The 25253-nt window shown below is 35.6% G+C and carries 26 protein-coding genes; 21 read left to right on the top strand and 5 right to left on the bottom strand.

The features are described 5' to 3' along the window. The first annotated feature begins 53 nt into the window (after positions 1–53). The 15 genes from ileS to F5ESL0261_RS04675 all read left to right on the top strand — a co-directional run bounded on the left by ileS (position 54) and on the right by F5ESL0261_RS04675 (position 13724). Entirely contained in the window at positions 54–2843 is a 2790-nt protein-coding gene (gene ileS / locus F5ESL0261_RS04605; protein WP_122052332.1) for an isoleucine--tRNA ligase, read from the top strand. After that, positions 2843–3049 carry a cold-shock protein gene (locus F5ESL0261_RS04610; RefSeq protein ID WP_122052333.1) on the top strand — a complete coding sequence of 69 codons (207 nt, stop codon included), beginning with the start codon at positions 2843–2845 and terminating at the stop codon, positions 3047–3049. The genes ileS and F5ESL0261_RS04610 overlap by 1 nt, the downstream gene beginning before the upstream one ends. A 14-nt stretch (positions 3050–3063) precedes the next feature. Beyond that, complete coding sequence (locus tag F5ESL0261_RS04615; RefSeq protein ID WP_045928004.1) at positions 3064–3627, top strand: NUDIX hydrolase; 564 nt, start codon at positions 3064–3066, stop codon at positions 3625–3627. A gap of 1 nt (position 3628) precedes the next feature. Further along, positions 3629–3967 carry a hypothetical protein gene (locus F5ESL0261_RS04620; protein WP_122052334.1) on the top strand — a complete coding sequence of 113 codons (339 nt, stop codon included), beginning with the start codon at positions 3629–3631 and terminating at the stop codon, positions 3965–3967. A gap of 18 nt (positions 3968–3985) precedes the next feature. Next, a complete protein-coding gene (locus F5ESL0261_RS04625) occupies positions 3986–4681 on the top strand; it encodes a 5'-methylthioadenosine/adenosylhomocysteine nucleosidase (protein WP_109586221.1) in 696 nt (231 codons plus the stop codon). Between the two features lie 3 nt (positions 4682–4684). After that, the gene (locus F5ESL0261_RS04630) at positions 4685–5836 is read left to right on the top strand and encodes a cysteine desulfurase family protein (protein WP_122052335.1); all 1152 of its coding nucleotides are present in this window, start codon (positions 4685–4687) and stop codon (positions 5834–5836) included. Positions 5837–5890: 54 nt separating this feature from the next. Then, positions 5891–6232, top strand: coding sequence for a DUF1831 domain-containing protein (locus tag F5ESL0261_RS04635; RefSeq protein ID WP_045928008.1), 342 nt, complete (start codon positions 5891–5893; stop codon positions 6230–6232). Between the two features lie 5 nt (positions 6233–6237). After that, positions 6238–7362, top strand: a complete 1125-nt coding sequence (gene mnmA, locus F5ESL0261_RS04640) for a tRNA 2-thiouridine(34) synthase MnmA (protein ID WP_122052523.1) — start codon at positions 6238–6240, stop codon at positions 7360–7362. 118 nt (positions 7363–7480) lie between these two features. Next, positions 7481–8137, top strand: coding sequence for a histidine phosphatase family protein (locus F5ESL0261_RS04645; RefSeq protein ID WP_122052336.1), 657 nt, complete (start codon positions 7481–7483; stop codon positions 8135–8137). Further along, complete coding sequence (locus tag F5ESL0261_RS04650; protein WP_122052337.1) at positions 8134–8781, top strand: tetratricopeptide repeat protein; 648 nt, start codon at positions 8134–8136, stop codon at positions 8779–8781. The genes F5ESL0261_RS04645 and F5ESL0261_RS04650 overlap by 4 nt, the downstream gene beginning before the upstream one ends. Next, positions 8774–11152, top strand: a complete 2379-nt coding sequence (locus tag F5ESL0261_RS04655; RefSeq protein ID WP_122052338.1) for an ATP-dependent RecD-like DNA helicase — start codon at positions 8774–8776, stop codon at positions 11150–11152. Before F5ESL0261_RS04650 ends, F5ESL0261_RS04655 begins: the two co-directional genes overlap by 8 nt. Positions 11153–11168: 16 nt before the next feature. Beyond that, the gene (locus tag F5ESL0261_RS04660) at positions 11169–11561 is read left to right on the top strand and encodes a DUF1828 domain-containing protein (protein WP_045928012.1); all 393 of its coding nucleotides are present in this window, start codon (positions 11169–11171) and stop codon (positions 11559–11561) included. 92 nt (positions 11562–11653) lie between these two features. After that, entirely contained in the window at positions 11654–12367 is a 714-nt protein-coding gene (locus F5ESL0261_RS04665) for an ABC transporter ATP-binding protein (RefSeq protein ID WP_122052339.1), read from the top strand. 8 nt (positions 12368–12375) lie between these two features. Beyond that, a complete protein-coding gene (locus F5ESL0261_RS04670; RefSeq protein ID WP_045928014.1) occupies positions 12376–13167 on the top strand; it encodes a hypothetical protein in 792 nt (263 codons plus the stop codon). 134 nt (positions 13168–13301) lie between these two features. Then, entirely contained in the window at positions 13302–13724 is a 423-nt protein-coding gene (locus F5ESL0261_RS04675) for a GNAT family N-acetyltransferase (protein ID WP_147446232.1), read from the top strand. 122 nt (positions 13725–13846) lie between these two features. On the opposite strand, the gene F5ESL0261_RS04680 is transcribed toward F5ESL0261_RS04675, so the two are convergent. The 5 genes from F5ESL0261_RS04680 to def all read right to left on the bottom strand — a co-directional run bounded on the left by F5ESL0261_RS04680 (position 13847) and on the right by def (position 19422). Then, entirely contained in the window at positions 13847–15616 is a 1770-nt protein-coding gene (locus F5ESL0261_RS04680; protein WP_122052341.1) for an oligopeptide ABC transporter substrate-binding protein, read from the bottom strand. Positions 15617–15783: 167 nt separating this feature from the next. Further along, entirely contained in the window at positions 15784–16734 is a 951-nt protein-coding gene (locus F5ESL0261_RS04685; RefSeq protein ID WP_109586230.1) for a diacylglycerol kinase family protein, read from the bottom strand. A 46-nt stretch (positions 16735–16780) separates the two neighbouring features. Continuing rightward, the gene (gene rnjA, locus F5ESL0261_RS04690; RefSeq protein ID WP_045928018.1) at positions 16781–18460 is read right to left on the bottom strand and encodes a ribonuclease J1; all 1680 of its coding nucleotides are present in this window, start codon (positions 18458–18460) and stop codon (positions 16781–16783) included. A gap of 5 nt (positions 18461–18465) precedes the next feature. After that, entirely contained in the window at positions 18466–18690 is a 225-nt protein-coding gene (locus tag F5ESL0261_RS04695; RefSeq protein WP_034979341.1) for a DNA-dependent RNA polymerase subunit epsilon, read from the bottom strand. Between the two features lie 177 nt (positions 18691–18867). Then, positions 18868–19422: a peptide deformylase gene (def, locus tag F5ESL0261_RS04700; RefSeq protein ID WP_045928019.1), complete on the bottom strand. Its 555-nt coding sequence runs from the start codon at positions 19420–19422 to the stop codon at positions 18868–18870. A 254-nt stretch (positions 19423–19676) separates the two neighbouring features. On the opposite strand from def, the gene typA reads away from it, so the two are divergent. From typA to F5ESL0261_RS04730, 6 genes are all read left to right on the top strand, one after another. Next, positions 19677–21518 carry a translational GTPase TypA gene (gene typA, locus F5ESL0261_RS04705; RefSeq protein WP_046332039.1) on the top strand — a complete coding sequence of 614 codons (1842 nt, stop codon included), beginning with the start codon at positions 19677–19679 and terminating at the stop codon, positions 21516–21518. A gap of 101 nt (positions 21519–21619) precedes the next feature. Further along, positions 21620–22807, top strand: coding sequence for an FtsW/RodA/SpoVE family cell cycle protein (locus F5ESL0261_RS04710; RefSeq protein ID WP_122052342.1), 1188 nt, complete (start codon positions 21620–21622; stop codon positions 22805–22807). Further along, positions 22797–23138, top strand: coding sequence for a YlbG family protein (locus F5ESL0261_RS04715; protein ID WP_122052343.1), 342 nt, complete (start codon positions 22797–22799; stop codon positions 23136–23138). The genes F5ESL0261_RS04710 and F5ESL0261_RS04715 overlap by 11 nt, the downstream gene beginning before the upstream one ends. Further along, a complete protein-coding gene (gene rsmD, locus F5ESL0261_RS04720; RefSeq protein WP_122052344.1) occupies positions 23135–23686 on the top strand; it encodes a 16S rRNA (guanine(966)-N(2))-methyltransferase RsmD in 552 nt (183 codons plus the stop codon). Before F5ESL0261_RS04715 ends, rsmD begins: the two co-directional genes overlap by 4 nt. Then, positions 23686–24180, top strand: a complete 495-nt coding sequence (gene coaD, locus F5ESL0261_RS04725) for a pantetheine-phosphate adenylyltransferase (RefSeq protein WP_122052345.1) — start codon at positions 23686–23688, stop codon at positions 24178–24180. The genes rsmD and coaD overlap by 1 nt, the downstream gene beginning before the upstream one ends. Continuing rightward, complete coding sequence (locus F5ESL0261_RS04730) at positions 24173–25219, top strand: SepM family pheromone-processing serine protease (protein ID WP_122052346.1); 1047 nt, start codon at positions 24173–24175, stop codon at positions 25217–25219. Before coaD ends, F5ESL0261_RS04730 begins: the two co-directional genes overlap by 8 nt. Positions 25220–25253 lie beyond the last annotated feature (34 nt).

The following is a 25253-nucleotide window of genomic DNA, read 5'->3' on the forward strand; positions in this document are numbered from 1 at the left end:
TTAACCTCGCCCTAATCTTAGGACGAGGATTTTTTTATAGGGAGGATTAAAAAATGAGAGTGAAAAATACACTTAATATGGGTAAAACCAAATTTAAGATGCGGGGCAATTTGCCAGTTCGCGAAGCGCAATGGCAAAAAGAGTGGGAAGAAAACAAATTATATGAACAAAGATTAAAACTGAATAAAGGAAAGCCGAGATTTGATTTACATGATGGTCCTCCTTTTGCAAACGGTAATATTCACATTGGCCACGCTATGAACAAAGTTTCAAAAGACATAATTGTTCGTTTTAAAAATATGAACGGCTATTATGCTCCCTATGTTCCTGGTTGGGATACTCATGGTTTACCAATTGAACAGCAATTAACCAAACAAGGCGTTGATCGCAAAAAGATGAATCTTGCGGATTACCGTCAGCTTTGTCAAGATTTTGCTAGTAAAGAAGTTAAAAAGCAAATGACTGACTTTAAGCGTTTGGGAGTAATGGGAGACTGGGACCACCCATATATTACTTATCAACCTGAATATGAAGCTGAAGAAATTCGTGTCTTTGGTAAAATGTATGAAAAGGGTTATATCTATAAAGGTAAGAAACCTGTTTATTGGTCACCTTCAAGTGAATCAACATTGGCAGAAGCTGAGGTTGAATATCATGATATTAAGTCACCTTCGATTTATGTTTCATTTCCTGTAAAAGACGGTAAGGGCATTTTAGATCCGAAAAATACATATTTCTTAATTTGGACAACTACACCTTGGACCATCCCTACTAATCAGGGTATTACAGTAAATCCAGGGTTTGATTACTCTGTAGCTCAGGTCGGTGATAAGCGTTACGTTGTTGGAACTGAACGTTTAGAAGCTGTTGCTGAAGAATTAGGTTGGAAGGACTATGAAGTAGTTCAACATCTTAAGGGTACTGAAATGGACCATATGGTTGCCAAACATCCTTTATACGATCGTGATTCTATTTTAATGAATGCAATGCACGTTACTGCTAGTGATGGTACTGGACTAGTTCATACGGCTTCTGGTTTTGGTGAAGATGACTATAATGTTGCTCAAAAATATGGTATTCCTGTGTACAGCCCAATGGACGACAAAGGTTGTTTCACTGAAGATATTAACGATCCAGATTTAGTAGGGCTGTTTTATGATGATGCCAATAAAGTCGTCAGTGAAAAATTAAAGAAATCAGGCAATTTACTTAAGCTTAGCTTCTTTACTCACTCTTATCCTCATGATTGGCGTACAAAGAAACCTGTGATTTATCGAGCTACTACACAATGGTTTGCTTCAGTTGAAAAGTTCCGCCAACAGATTCTTGATCAAATTGATAAGGTTAAATTCACGCCATCCTGGGGTCAATTGCGCTTGCACAATATGATTAAGGATCGTGGTGATTGGGTAATCTCAAGACAACGTGCTTGGGGAGTTCCATTGCCAATCTTTTATGCAGAAGATGGTACTGCGATTGTCACACCAGAAACTATTGAACATATTGCACAGATTTTTGCCAAAGAGGGGTCAAATGCCTGGTATAGAAGAAGTGCTAAGGAATTGTTGCCAGACGGATTTACTTCTGAGCATTCACCAAATGGTAAATTTACAAAGGAAAAAGATATTTTAGATGTTTGGTTTGATTCCGGATCATCTCATCAAGCTGTTATGGCTAAAAGACCAGATTTGAATTTCCCGTGTGATCTATATCTTGAGGGCAGTGATCAGTACCGTGGCTGGTTCAATTCAAGTCTGATTACAGCTGTAGCTGCCACGGGTAAAGCACCTTATCGCGGTATTTTGTCTCAGGGCTTTGTTTTAGATGAAAAAGGACATAAAATGTCTAAGTCGTTAGGTAATGTAATTTCACCTAACGATGTCATCAAACAAATGGGAGCAGAAATTATTCGCTTGTGGGTAGTTTCCGTAGACACTACTTCTGATGTTGCTGTTTCACAAAATATTTTGCGCCAAACTTCTGAGAGTTATCGTAAAATAAGAAATACTTTCCGCTATATGTTGGCTAATACTTCTGATTTTGACCCGCAAACAAATAGAGTCGCTTATGAAGATCTAAACTCCATTGACCAATATATGGAAGTTAAACTCAACGATTTGGTTAAAATTTGTCTTGACAGTTATGAGCGTTACGATTTTAATAATGTTTATAAAAAGATTTTTGCATTCATTTCTAATGATCTTTCAGCATTTTATCTGGACTTTGCCAAAGATGTTCTTTACATTGAAAGTAAAAACAGTCATGCAAGAAGGTCAATGCAAACAGTAATTTATGATGCGGCAGTTAAGTTGGCTAAGGTTTTGACCCCTGTCTTGCCACATACTATGGAGGAAGTTTGGTCTTTCTTAAAGGAAAAGGAAGATTACGTCCAACTTGCCGAAATGCCTGAAATTGAGCATTATGCAAATCATGATGAGCTCCTTGACAACTGGAAGAAATTTATGAATTTCCGCGATGATGTTTTAAAAGTCTTAGAAGAAGCGCGTGATCAAAAGTTAATCGGTAAATCTTTTGAAGCAGCAGTTACAGTTTATCCAACTGATGAGATGAGAGCAGTTTTAGCCAATCTGGATGCAAACTTTAGGCAAATTTTAATAGTTTCTAAGTTAACTATTGCTGACGGTGAAGCACCTGAAAATGCCGAAAAATTACCAAATGGTGCATTTGTCGTTGAACACGCTGATGGCGATGTTTGTCCTCGGTGTCGTATGATCAGAACCGATGTTGGAGCTGATAGCGAAGTACCAATGCTTTGCGGCAGATGTGCTAAAATTGTTGAAGAAGATTATCCTGAAGCTGTACAAGAAGGTTTAGAAGAATAATGCGTTACGGTAAGGTAAAGCAGTTTGATCAAAACAGTAGTTTTGGTTTCATCACTGACGATGAAAATCAGAAGGCGTACTTTATCTTTTATACTGCTATTAAAGAAGAAGGATATCGTCGCTTGTGTGTCGGACAAAAAGTTAAATATCAGCTCGCTCAAGGAAAAAATGGATTGCAATGTGTTAATGTATATTTAGCTGATTAGCAGGAAAGTGAATAATGGATTTAACAGAAACTGAAATCTCTTCAAAACAAATTTTTACAGGTCGTATAGTTGATCTTTCAGTGAGAACGATCAAATTGCCTAATGGTGATACTGCTACAAGGGAAGTAGTAAAACATCAACCTGCATCAGCTGCTATAGCTGTGAATGATAAGCAGGAAATGCTGTTAGTTGAACAATGGCGTGAGCCTATCAAAGAGTTGACTTTAGAAATTCCAGCAGGTTTAATAGACGAAACTGATGCTAGTCCACTTGATGCAATGAAAAGAGAGTTAAATGAAGAGGGCGGTTATCGTGCTGATTACTGGGAAAAAATAACTGAGTTTTATTCATCTCCCGGTTTTACTAATGAGAAGCTCTACTTATTTTATTGCGACACATTAACTAAATTGACTGATAAAAAGGATCTTGATCCTGATGAGTTTTTAACTAGTCATTGGTTTAGTTTGGAAGAGTTGAAAAGACTTTCGGCACAGGGTAAAATCGTTGATGCCAAGACATTATATGCAATGAGTGTTTGGGAAAACATGCTGCTCACCGGTGCTGACGCAAAGGAATAAAATGACTGAAAAACGATCTGATTACCGTAAAAAATTAAAACATAAAAAAAGCAAAAACTTTTTAAATACAATTAAATCTGCTTTTGATGATAGTGATGATGAAGTTGATGTTAATCCTGATTTTACCCGTGATGAGAATGAAGTTGTAGAATCAAATGATTTTGCAAATGACAGGGTAAAAGATCAAGAGCAGGCTCCAAGAAGAGAAGAGAACAAATCTCAGTCTCAGTTAACTACGAGTCAAGAAAAAGCATTAAAGCTGAAAGGTAAACTTAATCGTGCAATTTTGATTGTTACTGTTTTAATTATTTTGGTTTTATTAGCGTTATTTCACTTATAAAATAAAACGAGGGTAAAAATGAAGATAGCGATTATTGTCCCAATGGAAATTGAGGCTGAATATTATCATAAGTATTTTCACTCTGGTCACAAAGAAATGTTCGGATCTACTATATTCGAGCATTTTTGCGTTAACCACAATGATTTGTACATAGGTTTGAGTGGAATTGGCAAAGTGCAGGCTGCCATGAATTTAGCCAGTTTACTAAGTAATGTTGATATTGATTTGATTTTCATGACTGGTACGGCAGGATCATTACAAAAGCAAGTTCATAAAGAAGATTTGATTTTAGCTGATTCATTTGCATATCACGATGCTCATAATACTTTGGCTGGCGATTATGTTGAAGGACAAATACCTGGGGAACCAGCCCAATTTGAGTTAAATTCCTCTGAAAGAAAGGAATTTGCACAGTTTTTGCAAGAAAACAACATTAAATTTAAAGAAGGATTAATTGTTACAGGTGATTCCTTCATTGGCTCTGAGAAGCAAAAAGATGAGATTAAGCAGAATTTTGCTCATGCATTAGGTGTTGAAATGGAAGGAGCCGCTTTTGCTCAGGTTGCTTATCATTTTAAAAAGCCTTTGGTAGCCGTACGAGCTATTTCTGACAACGGTAATCAAGACGCAAACGAGGATTTTGATCATTTTGCTCAAAAAGTGGGAGCTAAAGCTGCTAAAATTATTTGTACTTATATAGAAAAGATGAATTAACAGATGACAGAAATTTATCTGGATAATGCCGCTACAACACCAATGTCGCCCCAAGTAATCGACGTAATAACTGGTGAGATGAAAAACAATTATGGTAATGCCTCAAGTACTTATGACCTGGGCCGTAAAGCTCGTCATGCCATTGATCTGGCAAGACGTGAAGCTGCCAGAATTATTAACGCAAAGGAAAATGAAATAATTTTTACCTCAGGTGGTTCAGAAAGCAATAATACTGCTATTTTCGGGACTGCTCATAGTCGCCAAAATATTGGTAAACGCATAATCACAACTAAGATTGAACATCCGTCCGTTTTAAAGCCAATGCAACGATTAGAAAATGAGGGTTATGAAGTCATATATCTTGATGTCGATGATAATGGTTGTATTTCACTTGCCGATTTAAAAGATGCACTAACTCCACAAACTACCTTGGTTTCCATTATGGCCGTTAATAATGAATTGGGCACAATTAATCCTTTGACTGAAATTGGCAATATAGTAAAACAAAGCAATGCATACTTTCATGTTGACGCTGTACAAGGACTGGGCAATATAGAACTTGATGTTGTTAAGATGAATATCGACTTGTTATCAACTTCTGCTCATAAAATAAATGGTCCGAAATTCCTTGGCTTTTTATATGAAAAAAACTCGCTCAATTTGCCACCTCTTATTTATGGTGGAGAACAAGAAACTAAGCGCAGAGCGGGAACAGAAAATGTACCAGGAATTGCTGGTTTTGGTGAAGCTATCAATGAAATTGCAGCAATAGATAAAGAAAATTTGCAAACTAAATATCAGAACTTGCAAAATATTATTTTGGATGAACTTAACCTAACTAAAGTGAAATATCAAGTTAACGGCGGAACTGCAAAGTTTGATTCTCATCACGTGTTGAACTTGCATTTTAATGGTGTTTCAACGACTGTTTTGCAGACAAATTTGGATTTGGCAGGTTTTGCAGTTTCTGGGGGTTCTGCTTGTACTGCAGGTTCAATTGAACCATCCCATGTTTTAGTGGCTTGTTTTGGTAAAAACTCTCCGAGAATCAATGAGTCAATACGCATTTCATTTGGCCGTTACACTACTGAAGAGGAAGTAAAAGCCTTCGCAACGGAACTAGCTAAAATTGTGGGCAAAATCCAGAATAAATAAAAATAATTGCTTTTTTAGTTGAATATGCTTATTATTAGTAAGTGAGGTAGAATTATGGCAAATACAGTTATTATTAATGGTGATAAACGCAAGTTTACTCTTAGTCCAAAGCTCAAACTATACGCATTGATTGATGCAGGCTTTGTTAAAACCGTTAAGGGTAATTTTAATTATGAGCATCCACTTTATAATGATTCGCCGTATAATGCTCCAACTAAATTGAAGATGACCATAAATAAAGAGATGACTCATCTGACCATGGTTGTCACAGACAAAAATGGTTTACAAAAGGTCAACATTTTTAAAAATGAAAAATTGGCTCCCACTGTTGAACTTTTGGATTATATATTGAAAGATTTAGAGGAGCGCAATATTATTGTTGCTGTGAAGGATTGATTAATTTGGTAAAGAAAAAAACCAGAGTTGTTGTCGGTATGAGTGGGGGAGTAGATTCTTCCGTTTCGGCACTTCTTTTAAAAGAGCAGGGATACGATGTAATTGGTGTCTTTATGAAAAATTGGGATGACACTGATGATTCCGGGGTTTGCACTGCTACTGATGATTACGAAGATGTAAAAAGAGTTGCCGATCAAATCGGGATTCCTTATTATTCAATCAATTTTGAAAAAGAATATTGGCACCGAGTTTTTGAGTATTTCTTAAATGAATATAAAAAAGGTCGTACGCCGAATCCGGATGTTATGTGCAATAGTCAGATTAAGTTTAAATCATTTTTAGAATTTGCACTTAATCTTGATGCAGATTACATTGCAATGGGTCATTATGCAAAAATCATAACTGATAAAAATGGTATTACTCATATGATGCGCCCAAAAGATGGCAACAAGGACCAAACATACTTTTTAAGTCAGTTAAACCAAAATCAGATTAGTCGCGTTATTTTTCCGTTAGCTAATTTAACTAAACCACAGGTGCGCGAAATTGCAATCAAAAATGGTTTAGCTACAGCAAAAAAGAAGGATTCAACTGGTATTTGTTTTATTGGCGAGAGAAATTTTCGCAAATTTTTGAGTGAATTTTTGCCTGCTCAATCTGGAGAGATGATCACACCAGATGGAAAAGTAGTTGGCCATCATGCGGGTCTAATGTATTATACAATTGGTCAAAGATCAGGATTAGGACTGGGTTCAACAAAAGAATCAACTGCTCCGTGGTTTGTGGTCGGTAAGGATTTACAAAAAAATCAACTGATCGTCGAGCAAGGATATGACAGCAAATTGCTTTACGCCACTGAATTGGAAGCTAGTGATATGTCATTCTTTACCGGACAGCCTGATCACGATTTCAAAATTCATTGCACCGCCAAGTTTCGTTATCGTCAACCTGATGTTGGGGTAACAGTATCCTATGATGCAGAAAAAAACAAAGCAAAAGTTTACTTTGACGAGCCAGCACGGGCGGTTACACCCGGACAAGCTCTTGTTCTTTATCAGGGTGAGGAATGTCTTGGTGGCGGCAATATTGATTGTGCCTATCAAAATGATCTTCAGCTTCAATTAGTTTAATGCCGCTTGAAAGGAAAATGTTTATATACATTTTCCTTTTTATTTGTGTTCGTTTTCTCTTTTAAACTATTAAATGATAAACTAGAAAATAATAGTTACAGAAAAGAGTTATTAATGAATGCAGATTTATTTTGTCAGACATGGTAAAACAGAGTGGAACTTACAGAAACGTTTTCAAGGGGCTCATGGTGATTCACCACTTTTACCTCAAAGTTTAATTGATATTCAAAAATTAAGCGATTTTTTAGGTGAAACAAAATTCGCAGCAATCTATTCAAGCCCTCTGAAAAGAGCCAGAACTACTGCAGAAAAACTTACTAAGAATCTGGGTAATCCCTTTTCTGTCAAGATAGATGATCGTTTGCGAGAATTTGATTTAGGAGCTATGGAAGGACTCACGTTTACTGAGGCTAAAGCCAGGTATCCTGAGCAAGTAAGTGACATTTGGGATAAACCTGATAAATATGATGGCCACAGCATCGGAGGAGAAAATTATCCTGAGGTAATTGCACGTGGTAAAAGCTTTGGCAGAGACGCTGGACTACAATTTAAACAAGATGATAAAATACTGGCAGTGAGCCATGGAGCAGCTTTGGGAGCGATTATGGGTGGATTATTGGGTTATTCATTGCCGGATATCCGCCACAATGGTGGTTTAAGCAATACCAGCCTTACTATTTTGGAAACAAAAGATAGGGGTAAAACCTTTAAGGCTCTGATATGGAATGAGACGAAATTTTTGGATAGGAAAATGGTAGATTCGGATTCATTATGAGACAAAAAAGAGAAATAGCTGATAATTCAAACGGAGTTTCCAAAAAGATACACCAACTAATAACGAAAATTGATAAACAACCACAAAATAGTGAAAACTATTTAAATTTGGCAACCTATTTAATAGAGCAAGGCAGTAATGACCAAGCAACTGAACTATTAGAAAAAGCCAAAAAGTTAGTTACTCATCCTCAGGATTTAGATTATGATTTAGCCGTTTGTTACTATCTACAAGGTAAATTTGATCTGGCACTAAAAATCCTTAATCAAATTCCTAATGATGATTTAGTTTTATATCAAAAAGCACTCGTTTTTTTCAAAGTTGGTCAAAGCCAAAAAGCACTTGCATACGCTCTAACTATTAAGAATGTTGATGCAAAAGTGTTGGAATTAATAGGGGATATTTGGCTAAGCCTCGGTAAAACTCAGGAAGCAGAGTCAGCTTATAAAAAAATAGATACCGAAAAAAGATCGGCCAAAATCAATTTCATGTTGGGAATCACAGTTTTAGCTAGAAATCGCCAAGAGGCTGAAAAATACTTAACCGAGTCAAAAAAGCAAGACCATAAAGTTTTTGAACAAGAGCAAAAAAAGTATGCCTCAGTATTAAAATTAGTGAATGATGCGAGAAAAAACAATGACTGAATTTACTGGGAAAATCAACCGAATAGTTTTTGAAAATGATCAAGATTTGTATAAGATACTTGATGTTGCCATAATCGGAAAGTTAGAAAAATATGATCGAGAAGATATTAAAGTAACCGGCAGCTTTGGAGACGTTCAAGTTGGTGCAACTTATACTTTTTCCGGAAGATTGATTGTGCATAATAAATTTGGTCTGCAATTTCGTTGTGATAATTATAAATTGGCCTTGCCTCATGAAAAAGGTAGTTTGATTAATTATTTAAGTTCCAGCAAATTTCCTGGGATTGGTAAAAAAGCAGCTGATACAATAATTTCAGACTTGGGAATGGATGCACTGACAGTTTTAAAGGAAAAACCTGAAAAGGTTCGAACTTTGTCAATTTCGAAAAAGCAAAAAGAGAGTTTGTTAAATGGTGTCAGTTCAATGGATTCATACTCTGAAACTGTATTAAAATTGGCTCAATTTGGCTTGAATAAGAAGGTAGCGAGCAGACTATACCAACTTTATCATGGCGAAACCTTAGCTAAACTTGAAGAAGATCCTTATGCCTCTATTGCTGAAGTTACAGGTTATGCATTTAAGAGTGCCGATCGAATTGGCAGTAAATTAGGAATTAGTTCAAATGATCCCAAAAGAGTTAATGGTGCTGTTTTTCAAATTTTACTTGATGAAGTTGCTAAAGAAGGCAATACATACGTTAAACTTGAGCAGTTGCTGCAAGAAGCGAGTAAACTACTTCAAATTAATGAGTATGACACCATAGCAACTTGTGTTAATAATCTCCAACATCAGGGTAAAGTTGTAGTAATGGGAGAAAATGCTTCATTACAGGAAATTTTTGAAACGGAAACTGATATTGCCAATGCAATGAAAAATCTAGTTGAAAAAAAACAAAAGAGTTCAAGTTACTGTGAAAAAGATTTAAACCTTGCAATAACTAACGCTGAGACTAAGCTGAAAATTCACTATGATCATACTCAAAAGGCAGCTATTAAAAACGCACTGACTAATCCAATTTCAATTTTAACTGGTGGCCCCGGAACTGGGAAAACTACTATCATAAACGGTATTTTATTAGCATTGAAAGAGCTGGCAGAAATACCATCATCGTCTCTTTATAGTACAGACCCACCATTTTTACTTGCTGCTCCCACTGGTCGTGCAGCTAAGAGAATGGAAGAGATTACTGGAATTACAGCCAAAACTATCCATCGTTTGCTGGGTTTAGGGATTGGTGAAAATGATGCAACTGATCTGAATGAATTAAATGGTGAAATTTTAATTATTGATGAAATGTCGATGGTAGATATGTTTTTGTTTAGGCAACTGGTTTCCAGCATTAACGAAACTAAGCACATTGTTTTTGTTGGTGATAAGGATCAACTGCCATCAGTTGGTGCAGGAAACGTTTTTGCTGATTTAATCAAATCACAGGCCTTTCCTACTACCGTTCTTAAGCAAATTCACCGTCAAGGAGATGATTCCAGCATTATTACGTTGGCTCATGACATTAATGAAGGAAAGAATCCCCAAGAATTATTTAAAAAGACCAAAAACTACTCATTTATTTCATGTCCACCGCATGAAGTCTCGCATGTTGTTAGTCAAATAGTTCAGCGAGCTTTAGCAAAGGGTTTTGATCCTGATGATGTTCAGGTACTAGGAGCAATGTACCAAGGTGATGGCGGGGTTAACAATTTGAATAATGTTATTCAAGAAATTATTAATCCTTCAAAGCCAAACAGTAAAACACTGGAAGTACACGATGAAATTTTTCGCATTGGTGACCGCATTTTGCAATTACAAAATAATCCGGAAAAAGACATTTATAATGGCCAAATCGGTAAAATCCTCGCAATTGATAATGATAATTCTCAAAAATGCATGGTGGCTGATTTTGATGACAGAGAAATAACCTTTAGTAAAAAAGATCTGTTTGATTTAACCAGAGCATACGCAATTACCATTCACAAAGCTCAAGGCTCTGAATTCCCGTTAGTTATTTTGAGTTTGACTATGCAAAACTATGTCATGCTTAAACGTAACTTATTGTACACTGCTGTTACTCGTGCAGAGAAAAATTTGGTTTTAATTGGTGATCCTCGCGCTTATGAAATGGCTTTTAATACTTCTGGTAATGACCGTCAGACAGGATTAACTGTTAAACTGCAAAAAATATTAAATGTGCAAGATAAAACTGTTCAAGAAAAAGATTCAGGTAAAAATAAAAATGAACAAGAAGAAGCAAATTCTGATGTGCTTGAAGATCTAACTCAGGATCATATATTAACACCGGAGTTGATTTATTCGGGTCGAATTGATCCTATGATTGGGATGCAAAACACTAAATTAGAAGCAAGAACAAAATGAGGGACTTTTTAAAACGATGACAAAGATAAAAAAAGAAGGTTTTATAAACTTACGAAAAGAACTTGCGGAATGGGTTGCCACTAACACTCATATTTTAAATTTTGGTCCAGACACATTTGAAATTGAAACTATTTTTAAAGATTCATTTGGCGAATCGGTGTATTGCTTTGTCGAGAAAATTGAGTTTGATAAATATAACGTTACAGATGATGGTCGTATACTTTTTAAGTTAGATCCCAGCGCAAGTGACGAAGAATTGATAGCTGCCAGCGAAGATTTAATCATAGCCAGTGGCTTTTCTTTTAATGTTGAAAATGGAGTGATCAGCTGTGAATGTAATGAACAAACTTTGGCTGAAAACATTATGCAATTAGGACAATTAGAAGTAAATGTTTCATATCTTAATTAAAAAGCTATCACTAAATACTATTTTTTATTGCTAATTTTAAAAAATAATGTTTAAATTATTAGTATCATTTTAAGCAAAAGGAAGAAAAACCTATGGCAATTATTTTTGATAAGGTAAAGAAAAACTACGGTAAGAAGCCTGTATTTTATAACCTAAATTTTAAAATTCCTTTAGAACCAACAGTAATTGGTTTGGTCGGACCTAACGGTGTAGGCAAGTCAACCATGTTAAGGTTGCTTGCGGGGGTATTGGAACCAACAGAAGGATTGATCAAAAATGACCAGGCTAACGAACCATATGTTAAGTGGTCCAGTTTGCATACCACTTTCGTTGCTTCAGGTGAAAGGGGTCTCATGTACAGGCTAAATACCCTTGAAAATGGGATGTATTTTTCTTCACTTAAAGGAATTAGTATTAAAAAAACAGAAAACAATATTCGAAAAATGGCGCAGGATTTCAATTTTTCAAATGAACTTAACACTTATTTTCAAAATTTGTCTACTGGTTTGAAGAAAAAGTCTGCTATCCTTGTGGGAGCAGCAATGGAAACAGAAGTTTTACTTTTGGACGAGCCTTCAAACGGACTTGACATAGCTGCTCAGGAAGATTTAGCGTCCTTTATTCTAGATTTGAAAAATAAATACGGTAATACTATTTTTATTTCATCGCATGACACTCAAATGCTTTCTGGTGTTGTTGATCATTATCTGTTTTTAAGAGATGGCCAAATAGAGGAAAATATTGGACATAAAATGACTGAAAATGATCTGATTTCTGAATACCGTGAAATTTATCAGCGAAAGTAGGATTAAAAATGAAAAAAATTAAAAAGCTATTTAATATTTTTTGGGTACAACTATATTTACAGCTAAAACTGCAATTTCGTTATGTTAATTCTGCGATTAGTTCGCTGGTTTTATATGCCGGAGCTTTCTTGATTGTTATCTTCTTCACTGATCCTGCACAACTTGGTCAGGCATATGGTACAAAGCAAGGGGTTTTATTTACTATTGTTGGTTTTTTGTTTTGGAGTATTGGTATTGCCTCAATGGGTCAATGTAGTAACGGAGTAGAAACTGATGAGCAAACTGGTTTGCTTGAAAGTGAAACTCAGTCTGTTTTTCCTTTATGGACCCTATATTTTATTGAAACTTTGGCAAATAATTTGTTTGTATGGATTTATCTTTTAATCATAGGCTTTATTGCTTCGTTCTTTTCAATTTTCACGGTAGCTGAATTATTAGAAGCTTTATTATTAACATTTGTATTTTCTTTAATTTCCAATTTTGGAATGTTTGGCATCGGGATGATTTTTGCCTCTGGTTCTATTAGATTTAAGAGAATGGGTCAGTGGTCTACTATACTGCAGGCTTTATTATTGATGTTGTCAAATGTTTATTTACCAGTATATAATGTCTTTCAGGAGGTCATTCCCTATGTTGGTGGCATCGAAATAGTTCGGCAAATATTTCTGGGTCATGGAGTTTCATTGCCAAAACTGATAATATTTATAGTGGTAAATGTTGTTTGGTTCTTAGTTGGTATTTTAATATTCAATTATTGTATTAAGAAAGAGCGCAAAGATGGCTCATTTGATGCTTTTTAATTTTAAGAAAGGTGATATTTATTTTAACGTTCAAAAATGTTAAATGGGGGACAAAAAATTATTTTAAAGTAAGAAAATTATATTTAGGCGCATTTCCCAAAAATGAACGATTTCCATTTGTCGGGTTGCTGGCGATGGCTTTGCAAAAAAGAGTTAATTTGCAAGCAGTCTATGACCATGATAATTTTATTGGGTTAATTTTTTGGACATATGCCGAAAAGATTATTTATATTGGTTATTTGGCTGTTGACCCAGTTTGGCGTGGAAAGGGCTACGGCAGTCAAATTCTAAATTCGATGAAACAACGTTATTCTGAAAAAGAGTTAGTTTTAGATATTGAGCCAGTTATTAAAACAGCAAAGAATTATTCTCAAAGACTTAACCGGTTATCATTTTACAAGCGCAATGGCTTTAGACTAACTAAAAGTAATTTGGTCGATGAGGGTGGACATTACTCGATACTAAGTTCTGATGGAAGCTTTAAAAAAAGCAATTTAAGTCAATTACTGGAGCAAATGAGTTTCAATTGCTATAAGTTTAAAATTGTTTCCAGATAATTAAACAAATAGTTATTTTGACCAAAATTATACGTTTATTTTTCTGTATACCTTAGCTTGTTAATATTTTAAAAATTAAAAGGATAATCAATAACTTGAGTTATTGATTATCCTTTTTAAATTTATTTAATGTATCCGACTTTATACCATAGGACATGCCCATTATTATTTTCAGATGGTTTAAGGGAATAACCTGAAATGTGGTCATTGATCGCTCTGATTTTGTATGAGTTAACTGTTGGAATCATGTAAGCTTGATCAAAAATATATTGTTGCCAGTCATGAAAGACTTTAACACGGTATTTATGATCAAAAGCTTTTTGTGAATCCATTTCCTTAACCAGTTTAGTATTTTCTGGTGTTACGAAACGATCATAGTTTGCTGCGGTGCTGTCACCATACATTCCATCCTGTGATGGTTCAGTAGACATATACCAACCGGTTTCAAACATATCAACCTGAGGGTCATCTTTGTTAAGTTTGTCGTAAAATGAATTTGTTTCCGTCAATCGACCATTCAATAAATTAACATTTAGTCCTATTTTATGCCATTGCTGGATATAATTTTGTATAATTGGACCTTGCGTTGGATCACCAGCTTTGGCCATAAATGTAATCTTTAAAGGTTTTCCATTAGGTTGTACACGCCATTTACCTTTTTTCTTATATCCGGCTTTATCAAGAATAGCGTTGGCCTTTTTTAAATTATAATCATAACCCTTAATATTTTTATTGAAATAGTCTCCAAATTGGGGTGGAATTAGGGTGGTTATATGAAAAGTTAGTCCATGAGTATAATGTTTAGTGACCTCATCAACATTCATCGCATAACCAATTGCTCTGCGTAAAGACGTATTGTTCATTTTGCTATTGTGATTCATAATGCTCTTATTGTGTTTGGCATCCCATTTACCTAATTTAAAGCCAATGAACCAATATGAAAGAGGGACTTCTGCTATGAACTTAACTTTTTTAGTATGCTTTACTTCATCCCATTGGGAATTTACAACATTAATGACATCGAATTTATGACTCTTTATTGATTGCGATGATGAGTTAGGAGAAATCACCTGATAAATAATTTTATCCAGTTTGGGTTTACCACGCCAATAATATTTGTTTGGCACCCAAACAGCTGATTGTCCACGAACTAATTTTTCTAACTTATAGGCACCGAAATACAAAGGCTTTTTCCTAATCTTATTAGATGACTGTAATTTGTTAAAAGGGACATCTTTTAAGTAATGATAAGGAGCTGTATATTCTGAAAAATATCCATTTCCACTATTGTACATACCTGGTTTTAATTGTTTAAAGTGCAAAATGACTTTTCTGCCATTTTCACCATCAGGCATTTCAATGCCTGAAATAGACTTAGCTTTTCTTTCATGGTATTCTTTTAAGCCTTTAATAAGTTCAAACTGGCTGGAATACCTTTGTGAATCAGTACCTTTATTGGATAATATTTCATACGGGTATTCCACATCCTTGGCCGTGACCTGTCGACCATCTGACCATCTAACTCCTTTTTTAACTACAATTGTAATTGTCTTATTTTTATTATTAATCTTTAGGGTTGCAGGCCCTTTATTAGTGAAACGGTAATTATCATCTGTATCGAATAAGGATTCCGAACCAGGAGAGGAGAGGTCAGCATCTGTAGCAGTTACTTGTAATTGATCAGAAAAGATACCTGTGAATGGTGTATCAGTCTGTAATGCTACTCTCACAGTACCGCCTTGTTTCGTTGGTTTTGAAGGCATTTTTGCAGGAAATTTGCTTGCTTCTTTTGCGCTATTTTCTTGATTATTGCCGCTTTTACCGCAGGCCGTGAGGGCTAGAGCTGTAGCCGCCAAAATACCAATAGAGCTTAAAACATTGCTTTTTTTCATGATTCTTCATCCCTTATGAGTACTAGCTTATGATGATTTAACACATCAAATGATACCACATTAAAGATACATTTTAAATATAATAAATAAAAATTAATTTTTTAATATAATTTCGATGAAAAAGGAGCTAAGCAGTTAAGGCATAGCTCCTTTAATTTATATTTTTTTTAACGCAATAAGTTAAAACTTGAAACAGAAAACTCAATATTAAAAGAATTTCTTTTTATTTCTTCGCCATCAACTTGAGCGAATTCTTTTTTTGTAGTAGTGACTTTAATCTTTTCGGCTTCAAAATAGTGAAACTGTGGATCATTAACGTGTGAGCCGTCTTTAAGAAGATTAATAAATAATTTTACCAGTTTTGCCAGGCTAAATTTTTCTACTACAACGGTATCAATTTTGTGATTGTCAATTTTAGCACTGGGTAAAAGAGGAAGGCCGCCACCCAGGTACGGATGATTAGTAGTGGTAACCATAAAAGCGTCATCAAAATAAATTTTGTGACCTTCTCGTTCAATTTCAACACCAAATGTGTCCTGCTTCGTAACAGTGGCTAGAACATTATAACCGTAAATTAGTTTTCCTTCGTTAAGTCGGTTTAATAGTTTTTTAAGTTTAGATATATTACTATTGTGGTTTACAAATGCATCAAAACCGATACCAAAGCTGTTTGCAAAATAATATTTTTTATCAATAGTGATATCTGGAAAAATAAAAGAACCACAATCAATTAAATCTGGTTTAAAGCCTTTTTTGAAATGCTCTAAAAGAATTTGGGGATCATCAGTTAAACTAGCTGCACGAGCGAAATCATTGCCAGTTCCAGCCGGTAAGTAAGCAATAGGTGTATTCGGATTGCTTGACCACTTAATTCCGTTAAGAACCTCATTGAGCGATCCGTCACCGCCAATAACTAAAAGAACTTCATTTGGCAAATGTCTTTGATTACCATAATCCTGCGCTATACGAATTGCTTCTCCAGCATAATTGCTTTTTTTAAGGTCAAAATTTATATTTTCATTAATTAGTATAGATTTTGTTTGCTCAAGAACTTTTTTAGCGTGACCATTGCCAGCTACTTCATTAACCAAAAGATGTATTTTTAATTTGTTGTTCATATATTCTATTCATTATATAAAAAAGCCCTGTAGAATGGGCTTTTGCTTATTTTTTCTCAACTAACATTGGTAAAATCATCGGCCGTCTTTTAGTTTTAGAATACAGAAAATCAGAAAGATTAGCAATAATTGCATTGCGAATTACGCTGTCTTTAGGATGATCCATTTTGTCCATTTCTGATTTAATAATATGGTAAATATGTTTCTGAGCCTGATTGATTAGTTCAGTAGATTCGCGCATATAGACAAATCCCCGGCTTAAGACATCAGGCCCTGCTAAGACGCGCTTGTGCTTGTAATCGACTGTAGCGACAACGACAACAAGTCCATCTTCAGATAAAACTTGCCGATCATGAACAACTACATTACCAACATCAGCTGTGCCTGAAGTATCAACGTATACGTCACCTGCTGGGATATGACCAGCTATTCTTGAACCCTCTGGTCCAAAACAGACAACTTCACCATTTTCTAAAACGAAAGTATTATCAGCAGGGACCCCAGCTGCTTGAGCCAGTTCAGTGTGGATGACTTGCATGCGGTATTCGCCGTGAACAGGAATCATATATTTAGGTTTAGTTAAGCGAACCATCATTTTTAGTTCTTCTTGACCACCATGACCTGAAGTATGAACATTATTAATTCGGCCGTGAACAACACTAGCTCCGCCTTCCATTAATTTATTAATTAAATGGTTAACGCTCAAAGTATTTCCAGGAATTGGGTTTGATGAAAATATAACCGTATCACCAGGCTGTAAACTAATTTGTCGGTGCGTGCCATTAGCTATTCTTGAAAGAGCAGCTAAAGGTTCACCTTGAGATCCGGTACATAAAATCATAACTTCTTCTGCAGGAGTATGGTTTATTTCGTTAGCATCAACAATTAAGCCGTCAGGTACATTTAAATAGCCTAGATCAATGCCATTTTGCACTCCGTTTTCCATACTACGCCCGAAAATTGCGACTTTGCGACCTGTATCTTTGGCCGCTTGGATAGCAGTTGAAACACGATAGAGGTTAGATGCGAAAGTTGCAAAAATTATTCTTCCATGTATCCCAGTAATAATGTCATGTAAGGATTTAGCAACAAAACGTTCAGACTTAGTAAATTGGCTGACTTCAGCATTAGTCGAATCTGATAGTAGTGCCAAAACTCCTTCATTGCCTAATTGAGCCATTTTTTGAAAATCTGGAGCAGGTTGGTTCATTACAGGCGTTAAATCAAATTTAAAATCTCCTGTAAATACGACTGCACCAAGTGGGGTATGTACGGCTATACCTAAAGTGTCAGGAATCGAGTGAGTTGTTCTGAAGAAAGTAACCGTCAACTTCTTGAATTTAAGAACAGTGTCTTCGTGTTCTTCATGTAATTCTGTAGTCCTCAGAATGCCGTGTTCTTCAAGTTTTCCTTTGATTAAAGCAAGCGCGAAAGGTGTGGCATATACCGGAATTTCCGGAATCTTTTCAAGTAAGAAGGGGATCCCGCCAATGTGGTCTTCATGTCCGTGACTGACAACTAGAGCTTTAATTTTTTTGCGATTTTTTATCAAATAAGAATAATCAGAAATCACATAATTAATACCAAGAAGGTCATCCTCAGGAAACTTAATACCACAATCCATGATAATGATTTCGTCTTGATATTGTACACAGTACATATTTTTGCCAATTTCGTGCAACCCCCCGATTGCAACTACAGCAACTTCATTATTTTTAATACGCACAGAGACTACTTCTTACTCTCAAAAGTGGTTAATTTAAAATCGGCGTGCTCTTTTTCGTAAGTTAACGAATTGCCAGCCAATTCTTGGATGAGTTCAATATTATAGGGGGTATTTTCCTCAACCATTGTTCTTGCGGCCACCATGTTGTCGGCCTCAAGATAAAGAGTTTGGGTTGTTTCCCGTCTAGGATTAACAACCTTGTCTTTTTGATACAAAACTTTGTAGATCATATTTGTATTCTCCTTATTCAGTTAATAAAACGTTCTAATTTTGGATAACATAAAGTATCCAATAGCTAGTAAAATTCTACCATACATGCAAAAACAAGTATAGAATCAAGTTTTGCCGGCTTTATTAAAAAAACCGTCAAAGCAATAAAATGACGGCCAAAAATCTTTTTAATTAAATTAATAAATGACTATAGTATCTTCAGCCAATTTAAATGGATCTTGCTTATTGATTCGGTCATAAAAAAGATGTCCCCGTAAATGTTCGATTTCATGAGATGCAACAATTGCTGGGTAGTCTTTTAAGCGAATAGTTTTTTCTTCACCAGCTACAGTATAATAATGAATTTTTAATTTATCAGGACGAGGCACATAACCATCGATTACCTTGTCTACACTCAGGCATCCTTCACCTTCACTTAAGCAAGCTTGTCTAACGGATTCGGATAAAATTTCAGGATTGACAAAAGTTTCCTTAAAAACAATATCGCCCTTGTCATTTGGTACCAGTAAGGAAGCCATTTGAACGCTTTCACCAACTTGTGGGGCGGCCAAACCAACACCGGCACGCAATTGATGCTTTTCTGCAATTTTAGGATCTTGCGAGTTAACTAGATATTCCATCATTTCTTTAGCCAAATTTTGATAATGTTCGCTTAAAGGAAAAGTTAATGGTTTAGCTACTTTGCGCAATACTGGGTTACCGTCACGGGTAATATCTTTCATTAAAATCAATTACATTCACTCTTTCATAAAAGTTTATATTTATATTTGTAACATAAAATAAACTAATTTGTCTGCTTTTTATTCTATACTAAATTTTTAATTTGAAAAAGAGGGATAAACGTTGACCCGTAAACTGTTAGGTGGTAAAATCAATGAGCGTAAATATATAGATATGAAACACTTCGATCAGCATGTTTTTGATGTGCCGCCGAAACTGTGACCACGTCACAGTTTTTTTATTGAGGAGTGGAGGAGGAATACTTTTGTCAGAAAAAAGAAGAGACGATATTAGGAATATAGCTATCATAGCGCACGTTGACCATGGTAAAACTACTCTGGTTAACCAATTGTTGAAACAATCCGACACACTCCCTGAACATATGGCTTTGGAAGATCGTGCAATGGATTCAAATGATATTGAGCGTGAACGTGGTATAACTATTTTATCTAAAAACACTGCGGTTAAATATGGTGATACAACCATTAATATTCTGGATACTCCAGGACACGCCGATTTCGGTGGTGAAGTCGAAAGAATCATGCATATGGTCGACGGTGCTTTATTATTGGTTGATGCTTATGAAGGCACTATGCCACAAACTCGTTTCGTACTTAAAAAGGCATTAGAAGCTGGAGTTAAGCCAATTGTTGTTATCAACAAGATTGACCGTCCTGGTGCTCGTCCTAAAGAAGTTCTTGACGAAGTGCTGGAATTATTTATTGAATTAGGAGCAAACGATGAGCAGCTTGACTTCCCAGTAGTTTATGCATCTGCTTTAAATGGTACCTCCTCTTATGATCCTGATCCGTCAAAACAGGAAGAAACTATGAACCCTATTTTTGACACGATTATTAAATCAATTCCAGCACCAATTGATAATTCTGAGGAGCCTTTGCAATTCCAAATTACGATGCTCGACTGGGATGATTATGTTGGTCGTATAGGTGTTGGCCGTATTTATCGCGGGCGAGTTAAAGTTGGCGATAATATTACTGTTATGAAACGTGACGGTTCTACCCAAAACTTTAGAGTTACCAAACTGTTCGGTTTCTTTGGCTTAAAGCGTAATGAGATTACGGAAGCTAAAGCTGGTGATATCATTGCCATTAGTGGTATTAACGATATTTTTGTCGGTGAAACTATTGCTTCAGCCGAAAATCCTGAAGCTTTGCCTCTTCTTAAGATTGATCCACCTACACTGCAAATGGATTTTGTAGCTAACGATTCACCTTTTGCTGGTCGCGAAGGTGACAAAGTTACTCCTAAAAAGTTGGAAGATCGTTTAATTAAGCAAACTAGAACCGATGTTTCTTTGAAAGTTGATCCAACCGATCAATTAAACGCTTGGACCGTTTCAGGACGTGGTGAGCTCCACCTTTCAATTTTGGTTGAAGAAATGCGGCGTGAAGGTTTTGAATTGCAATTATCAAGACCAAAAGTTATCTACCGTGAAATTGATGGTAAAATGTGTGAACCATTTGAAGCAGTTCAAGTGGATACGCCTGACGAATATGTTGGTTCTGTCATTGATTCACTTTCTCAAAGAAAAGGAGAAATGAAGAACATGGCATCTACCGGTAACAACCAAACTCGGCTTGACTTCCTAGTTCCATCTCGCGGATTAATTGGCTATAACAATGAATTTATGTCTCAAACTGGTGGCTACGGCATTATGAATCATAGTTTTGATTCATATAAACCTGTTGTTAAGAATTGGGAACCGGGTCGTCAAAATGGTGCTTTAGTTTCCATTAGCCAGGGTAAGTCAACCACATATTCTTTGCAAACTGTTGAGCAACGTGGTGAATTGTTTATTGGAGCCGGAGTTGAAGTTTATGAAGGAATGATTGTTGGTCAATCCTCTCGTGATCGTGATATCGCAGTTAATGTTATCAAAGGAAAAAACCTGACTAACACTCGTGCTGCGGGTAAGGACCATGCCGCAGCTATTAGAACTCCTAAAACTTTAACGCTTGAAGAAGCCATAGAGTTCTTAAATGATGATGAATATTGTGAGGTAACACCAGATTCAATCAGGTTAAGAAAGAAAATTCTGAACACTTCTGAGAGACAAAAAGCCGATAAGAGACGTAATAAGAAGTAAATAAATTTTTTAAGAAGGGCACTCACTGATGAAGTGGTGCTCTTTTTGTTTTATAATACTTATAATAAAGGTTAATTTATTATAGAAGGAGAGGTCGGCTTGTGCGGCAAAAACTTCACCATTTAAATTACAATATTTTCTTGCCCTATATCTTGTTAGTGGTCTTTGGAATAGTGATAGTCTATTCCGCTAGCTCGGATATTTTGCTTGTGAATGGGTTTAATCCGGCATTTTACGGTATACGCCAAGCCATGTATGCTTTTTTTGCGGTTTTTGTTTTTTGTGCTCTCTGCTTTTTTTTAAAACTTAATATTTTCAAGAGTCGGAAGTTTGTCATTTGGTTTCTCGGAATCAGCATTTTATTACTTTTTTATTTGATTTGCTTGAAAATTTTTAAAGGGTCTGCTGCTGCAGTCAATGGTTCTGTCGGTTGGATTAATTTAAAAATAATTAAGATTCAACCTCTGGAAATTGCCAAATTATCCTTGATAATTTATTTAGCTTATTTTTTAGATCGTCATGATGGTTCTTTTAATAAAGGGCAAATTATTCAAAACTTATCAAGACCAGCAATTTTAGCTTCTTTTATGATGTTTTTGGTTATCCTTGAGCCTGATTTTGGCGGTACCGCTGTTTTGGCAATGATTGTCATCGTCATGTTCTCAGTTTCTGGTGTTCCCGCTAAGAATGCAGTCTTATGTCTTATTGGTATTGCGGTCGGAGTTTACCTGCTTGTTTTCCTAATCATCAAATGGAATCCTGAATTTTTGCAAAATAAGTATCAGTATCGTCGTTTTCTTTCTTTTCTGCACCCGTTTGAACTGGAGCAAAAAGGAGGAGCACAACTGGTTAATTCATACTATGCTATCCATAATGGTGGTTTATTTGGTGTAGGTCTGGGTAATAGCATGCAAAAAAGAGGCTATCTGCCCGAGCCTTATACAGACTTTATTTTAGCAGTAATTGCAGAAGAAATCGGGGTTATCGGTGCACTGCTAGTAATTGGTCTAATTTTTTATTTAATTTGGAGTATTATGGAAGTTGGTATTCATGCAAGCTCACAATTCAATGCTTTAGTATGTTTTGGAGTAACAACAATTATTTTTACACAGACAGTTTTTAATGTGGGTGCTGTACTCGGTTTATTACCCATTACCGGGGTCACGCTGCCATTTATTTCCTATGGAGGATCGTCTTTAATAATTTTGTCAGCAGCTATCGGAATTGTGTTGAATATTTCAGCAAATGAACGAATTAAAAATGAGGAAAGGTTTGCAAATGGGCGTTGAAGAAGATTTAGCTAATAAAAATATTATTCAAAGACAAAGCCTTACTGTTTATTTAAATTCAATTAGTGATCAATATAAATTGAGACGATATGGTGACATTGTTTATTTTTCTAAAAAATTTGCTTATTGTATTTTATATGTCAATAAAAAAGAAATTGAGCAAGTATGCCAAGATTTGAATTCACATGATTTTGTTAAAAAAGTAGAAAAATCAAATTGGAATCAAATTAATCTGTCCAGTGACCATATTGAAAATCAAATTAGAGATTTAGCCAAAAAAGCCGAAAAAACATTACAGGAACGTCAGGAAGATACAGAACAAATATTATGAGAATTATTTCCGGAAAATACGCCAAACGCAATTTATTTACGTTGAAAAGCCAGAAAACAAGACCAACTAGTGATAAGGTTAAAGAATCGCTGTTTAATTCATTAGGTCAATTTTTTAGTGGTGGAGAAGTTTTAGATTTATACGGGGGAAGTGGCGCTTTGGCAATTGAGGCCGTTTCTCGGGGATGCTCTCATGCAGTTATAGTTGACATTAATTATCAGGCCGTTAGCATCATTCGTAAAAACGTTGCTTTGACAAAGGATCCTGAACGTTTTGCAGTATATAAAATGTCTAGCAATGCAGCTTTAAGTAAATTTGCCGAAGAAAAACAAAAATTTGATCTTATTTTCTTAGATCCACCTTATGCTAAACAAAGAATTGCAGACGATATGGCAAAAATGGTTGACCTAGAACTGTTAAACAGTGGTGCAGTGGTGGTGGCTGAAACCAATGATCAAACAAATTTAAAAACAAGTAGTAGTTTTCAGCTAATTAAGGAAAAACATTTAGGTAAAACTATTGTTCGTTTTTATCGAAAGGAATATTAATGAGTGTCGCAATATTTCCAGGAAGTTTTGACCCTATTACTAAAGGGCACGTTGATATAATTAATCAGGCTGCTGCGATATTTGATAAAGTTTACGTAGTGGTGATGATCAATACGGCTAAAAAATATCTTTTCACAAATGAAGAAAGAGAAGACTTGATTAATGATGCTGTTAAAGATCTGAAAAATGTTCAAGTGTTGCTAAAGCCTAACCAGCTTACTGTTAACGTTGCACGCGATTTGGGCGCAAATACAATTGTGCGTGGCGTAAGAAATACCACAGATTTTTTATTTGAACAGCAGATTGCAGAAATGAATAAAAAAATGGCAAGTGACATAAGTACCGTTTTGCTTTTTACTGAGCCAGAAAATAGCTTTGTTGCGTCCAGTATTATAAAAGAAATTGCGCAGTTTAATGGTGATTTTGCTAGCTTTTTGCCTACTAAAGCAGCACAGGCTTTAAAAGAAAAAATAGGTTATAACAAACATGAATAATGAAAAGAAACCACTCAAGAAGTTTTCAAAAGCTCGAAAATGGCTATTTATTATTTTGGCATTTTTTCTGGTTTTTATTGGCTTAAACTGGCCAACCAATTACTATATTGAAATGCCAGGCAGTGCTGTTTCAATTGGTCAATTTGTAAAAAGCAACGTTAAGCCGCCAAGTAATTTTTATTTAGTGACAGTCAGTGAAACAAGTCAGCCGGCAACAGTATGGGAATACCTTTTTAGTTTTACCCAAAAACATGCTAGTCGTATTCCAAAAACCGAGTTGTTGGGTGGTTCAAGCAGTAGTCAATACCAAGAATTACAAAATTGGTATATGCAAACTAGTCAACAAAATGCTATATATTATGCGGCCAAAAAGGCTGGACTAAAACCTAAACTCCACTATAAGGGTGTTTACGTTATGCAGGTACTAAAAGGCTCAAGCTTTAAAGGCAAATTGCAAATCGGGGATACAGTTTTAGGTGCTGATGGTCATAAATTTCATTCAACAGAAGAAATGATCAGTTATTTTCAAAAAAAGCAGTTAGGTTCTAAAACTGTAATTAATGTTGTGCGAGAACAGAAAAAAATCAATTTTAAAGGAAAGATTGTCAAGGTCAAAGGTACAGGCAAACCTGGCATCGGAATTCAGCTAGTGGAGCATGTACAGGTTGAAACAAAGCCAAAAGTTACAATTAATGCTGGTGCAATAGGAGGACCATCTGCCGGGTTAATGTTCACTTTAACAAGTTATGAAGTTTTTTCCGGCAAGCACTTAGCTGAAGGTCATAAAATTGCCGGAACTGGGACAATTAGTCCGTCAGGAAAAGTAGGTATGATTGGCGGTGTTGATAAAAAAGTTGTGGCTGCTGATCGTGCTGGAGCTGAGGTCTTTTTTGCACCTGTTGATACAGCGGGGATGAAGAAAAGTGCAAGTAATTATCTACTTGCTAAAAAGACAGCCAAGCAAATAGGAACAAAAATGAAAATTGTTCCTGTACGCACATTTGATGACGCACTTCATTATTTACATGAAAAATACTAATAGAAATTAATAAAAGTCCAAAAGTTTTTGGGCT

This window comes from Lactobacillus sp. ESL0261, assembly GCF_003693025.1.
GTDB lineage: Bacteria > Bacillota > Bacilli > Lactobacillales > Lactobacillaceae > Lactobacillus > Lactobacillus kullabergensis.

Bases quoted from the DNA above. Each gene is read 5' to 3' on its own strand.
- F5ESL0261_RS04665 (WP_122052339.1), top strand. From the start codon at position 11,654: ATGGCAATTATTTTTGATAAGGTAAAGAAAAACTACGGTAAGAAGCCT.
- ileS (WP_122052332.1), top strand. From the start codon at position 54: ATGAGAGTGAAAAATACACTTAATATGGGTAAAACCAAATTTAAGATG.
- F5ESL0261_RS04685 (WP_109586230.1), bottom strand. From the start codon at position 16,734: ATGAACAACAAATTAAAAATACATCTTTTGGTTAATGAAGTAGCTGGC.
- F5ESL0261_RS04625 (WP_109586221.1), top strand. From the start codon at position 3,986: ATGAAGATAGCGATTATTGTCCCAATGGAAATTGAGGCTGAATATTAT.
- F5ESL0261_RS04615 (WP_045928004.1), top strand. From the start codon at position 3,064: ATGGATTTAACAGAAACTGAAATCTCTTCAAAACAAATTTTTACAGGT.
- F5ESL0261_RS04630 (WP_122052335.1), top strand. From the start codon at position 4,685: ATGACAGAAATTTATCTGGATAATGCCGCTACAACACCAATGTCGCCC.
- rsmD (WP_122052344.1), top strand. From the start codon at position 23,135: ATGAGAATTATTTCCGGAAAATACGCCAAACGCAATTTATTTACGTTG.
- F5ESL0261_RS04660 (WP_045928012.1), top strand. From the start codon at position 11,169: ATGACAAAGATAAAAAAAGAAGGTTTTATAAACTTACGAAAAGAACTT.
- F5ESL0261_RS04610 (WP_122052333.1), top strand. From the start codon at position 2,843: ATGCGTTACGGTAAGGTAAAGCAGTTTGATCAAAACAGTAGTTTTGGT.
- F5ESL0261_RS04675 (WP_147446232.1), top strand. From the start codon at position 13,302: ATGGCTTTGCAAAAAAGAGTTAATTTGCAAGCAGTCTATGACCATGAT.
- F5ESL0261_RS04620 (WP_122052334.1), top strand. From the start codon at position 3,629: ATGACTGAAAAACGATCTGATTACCGTAAAAAATTAAAACATAAAAAA.
- F5ESL0261_RS04645 (WP_122052336.1), top strand. From the start codon at position 7,481: ATGCAGATTTATTTTGTCAGACATGGTAAAACAGAGTGGAACTTACAG.
- F5ESL0261_RS04655 (WP_122052338.1), top strand. From the start codon at position 8,774: ATGACTGAATTTACTGGGAAAATCAACCGAATAGTTTTTGAAAATGAT.
- F5ESL0261_RS04650 (WP_122052337.1), top strand. From the start codon at position 8,134: ATGAGACAAAAAAGAGAAATAGCTGATAATTCAAACGGAGTTTCCAAA.
- F5ESL0261_RS04695 (WP_034979341.1), bottom strand. From the start codon at position 18,690: ATGATCTACAAAGTTTTGTATCAAAAAGACAAGGTTGTTAATCCTAGA.
- F5ESL0261_RS04730 (WP_122052346.1), top strand. From the start codon at position 24,173: ATGAATAATGAAAAGAAACCACTCAAGAAGTTTTCAAAAGCTCGAAAA.
- F5ESL0261_RS04715 (WP_122052343.1), top strand. From the start codon at position 22,797: ATGGGCGTTGAAGAAGATTTAGCTAATAAAAATATTATTCAAAGACAA.
- F5ESL0261_RS04680 (WP_122052341.1), bottom strand. From the start codon at position 15,616: ATGAAAAAAAGCAATGTTTTAAGCTCTATTGGTATTTTGGCGGCTACA.
- coaD (WP_122052345.1), top strand. From the start codon at position 23,686: ATGAGTGTCGCAATATTTCCAGGAAGTTTTGACCCTATTACTAAAGGG.
- F5ESL0261_RS04670 (WP_045928014.1), top strand. From the start codon at position 12,376: ATGAAAAAAATTAAAAAGCTATTTAATATTTTTTGGGTACAACTATAT.
- F5ESL0261_RS04635 (WP_045928008.1), top strand. From the start codon at position 5,891: ATGGCAAATACAGTTATTATTAATGGTGATAAACGCAAGTTTACTCTT.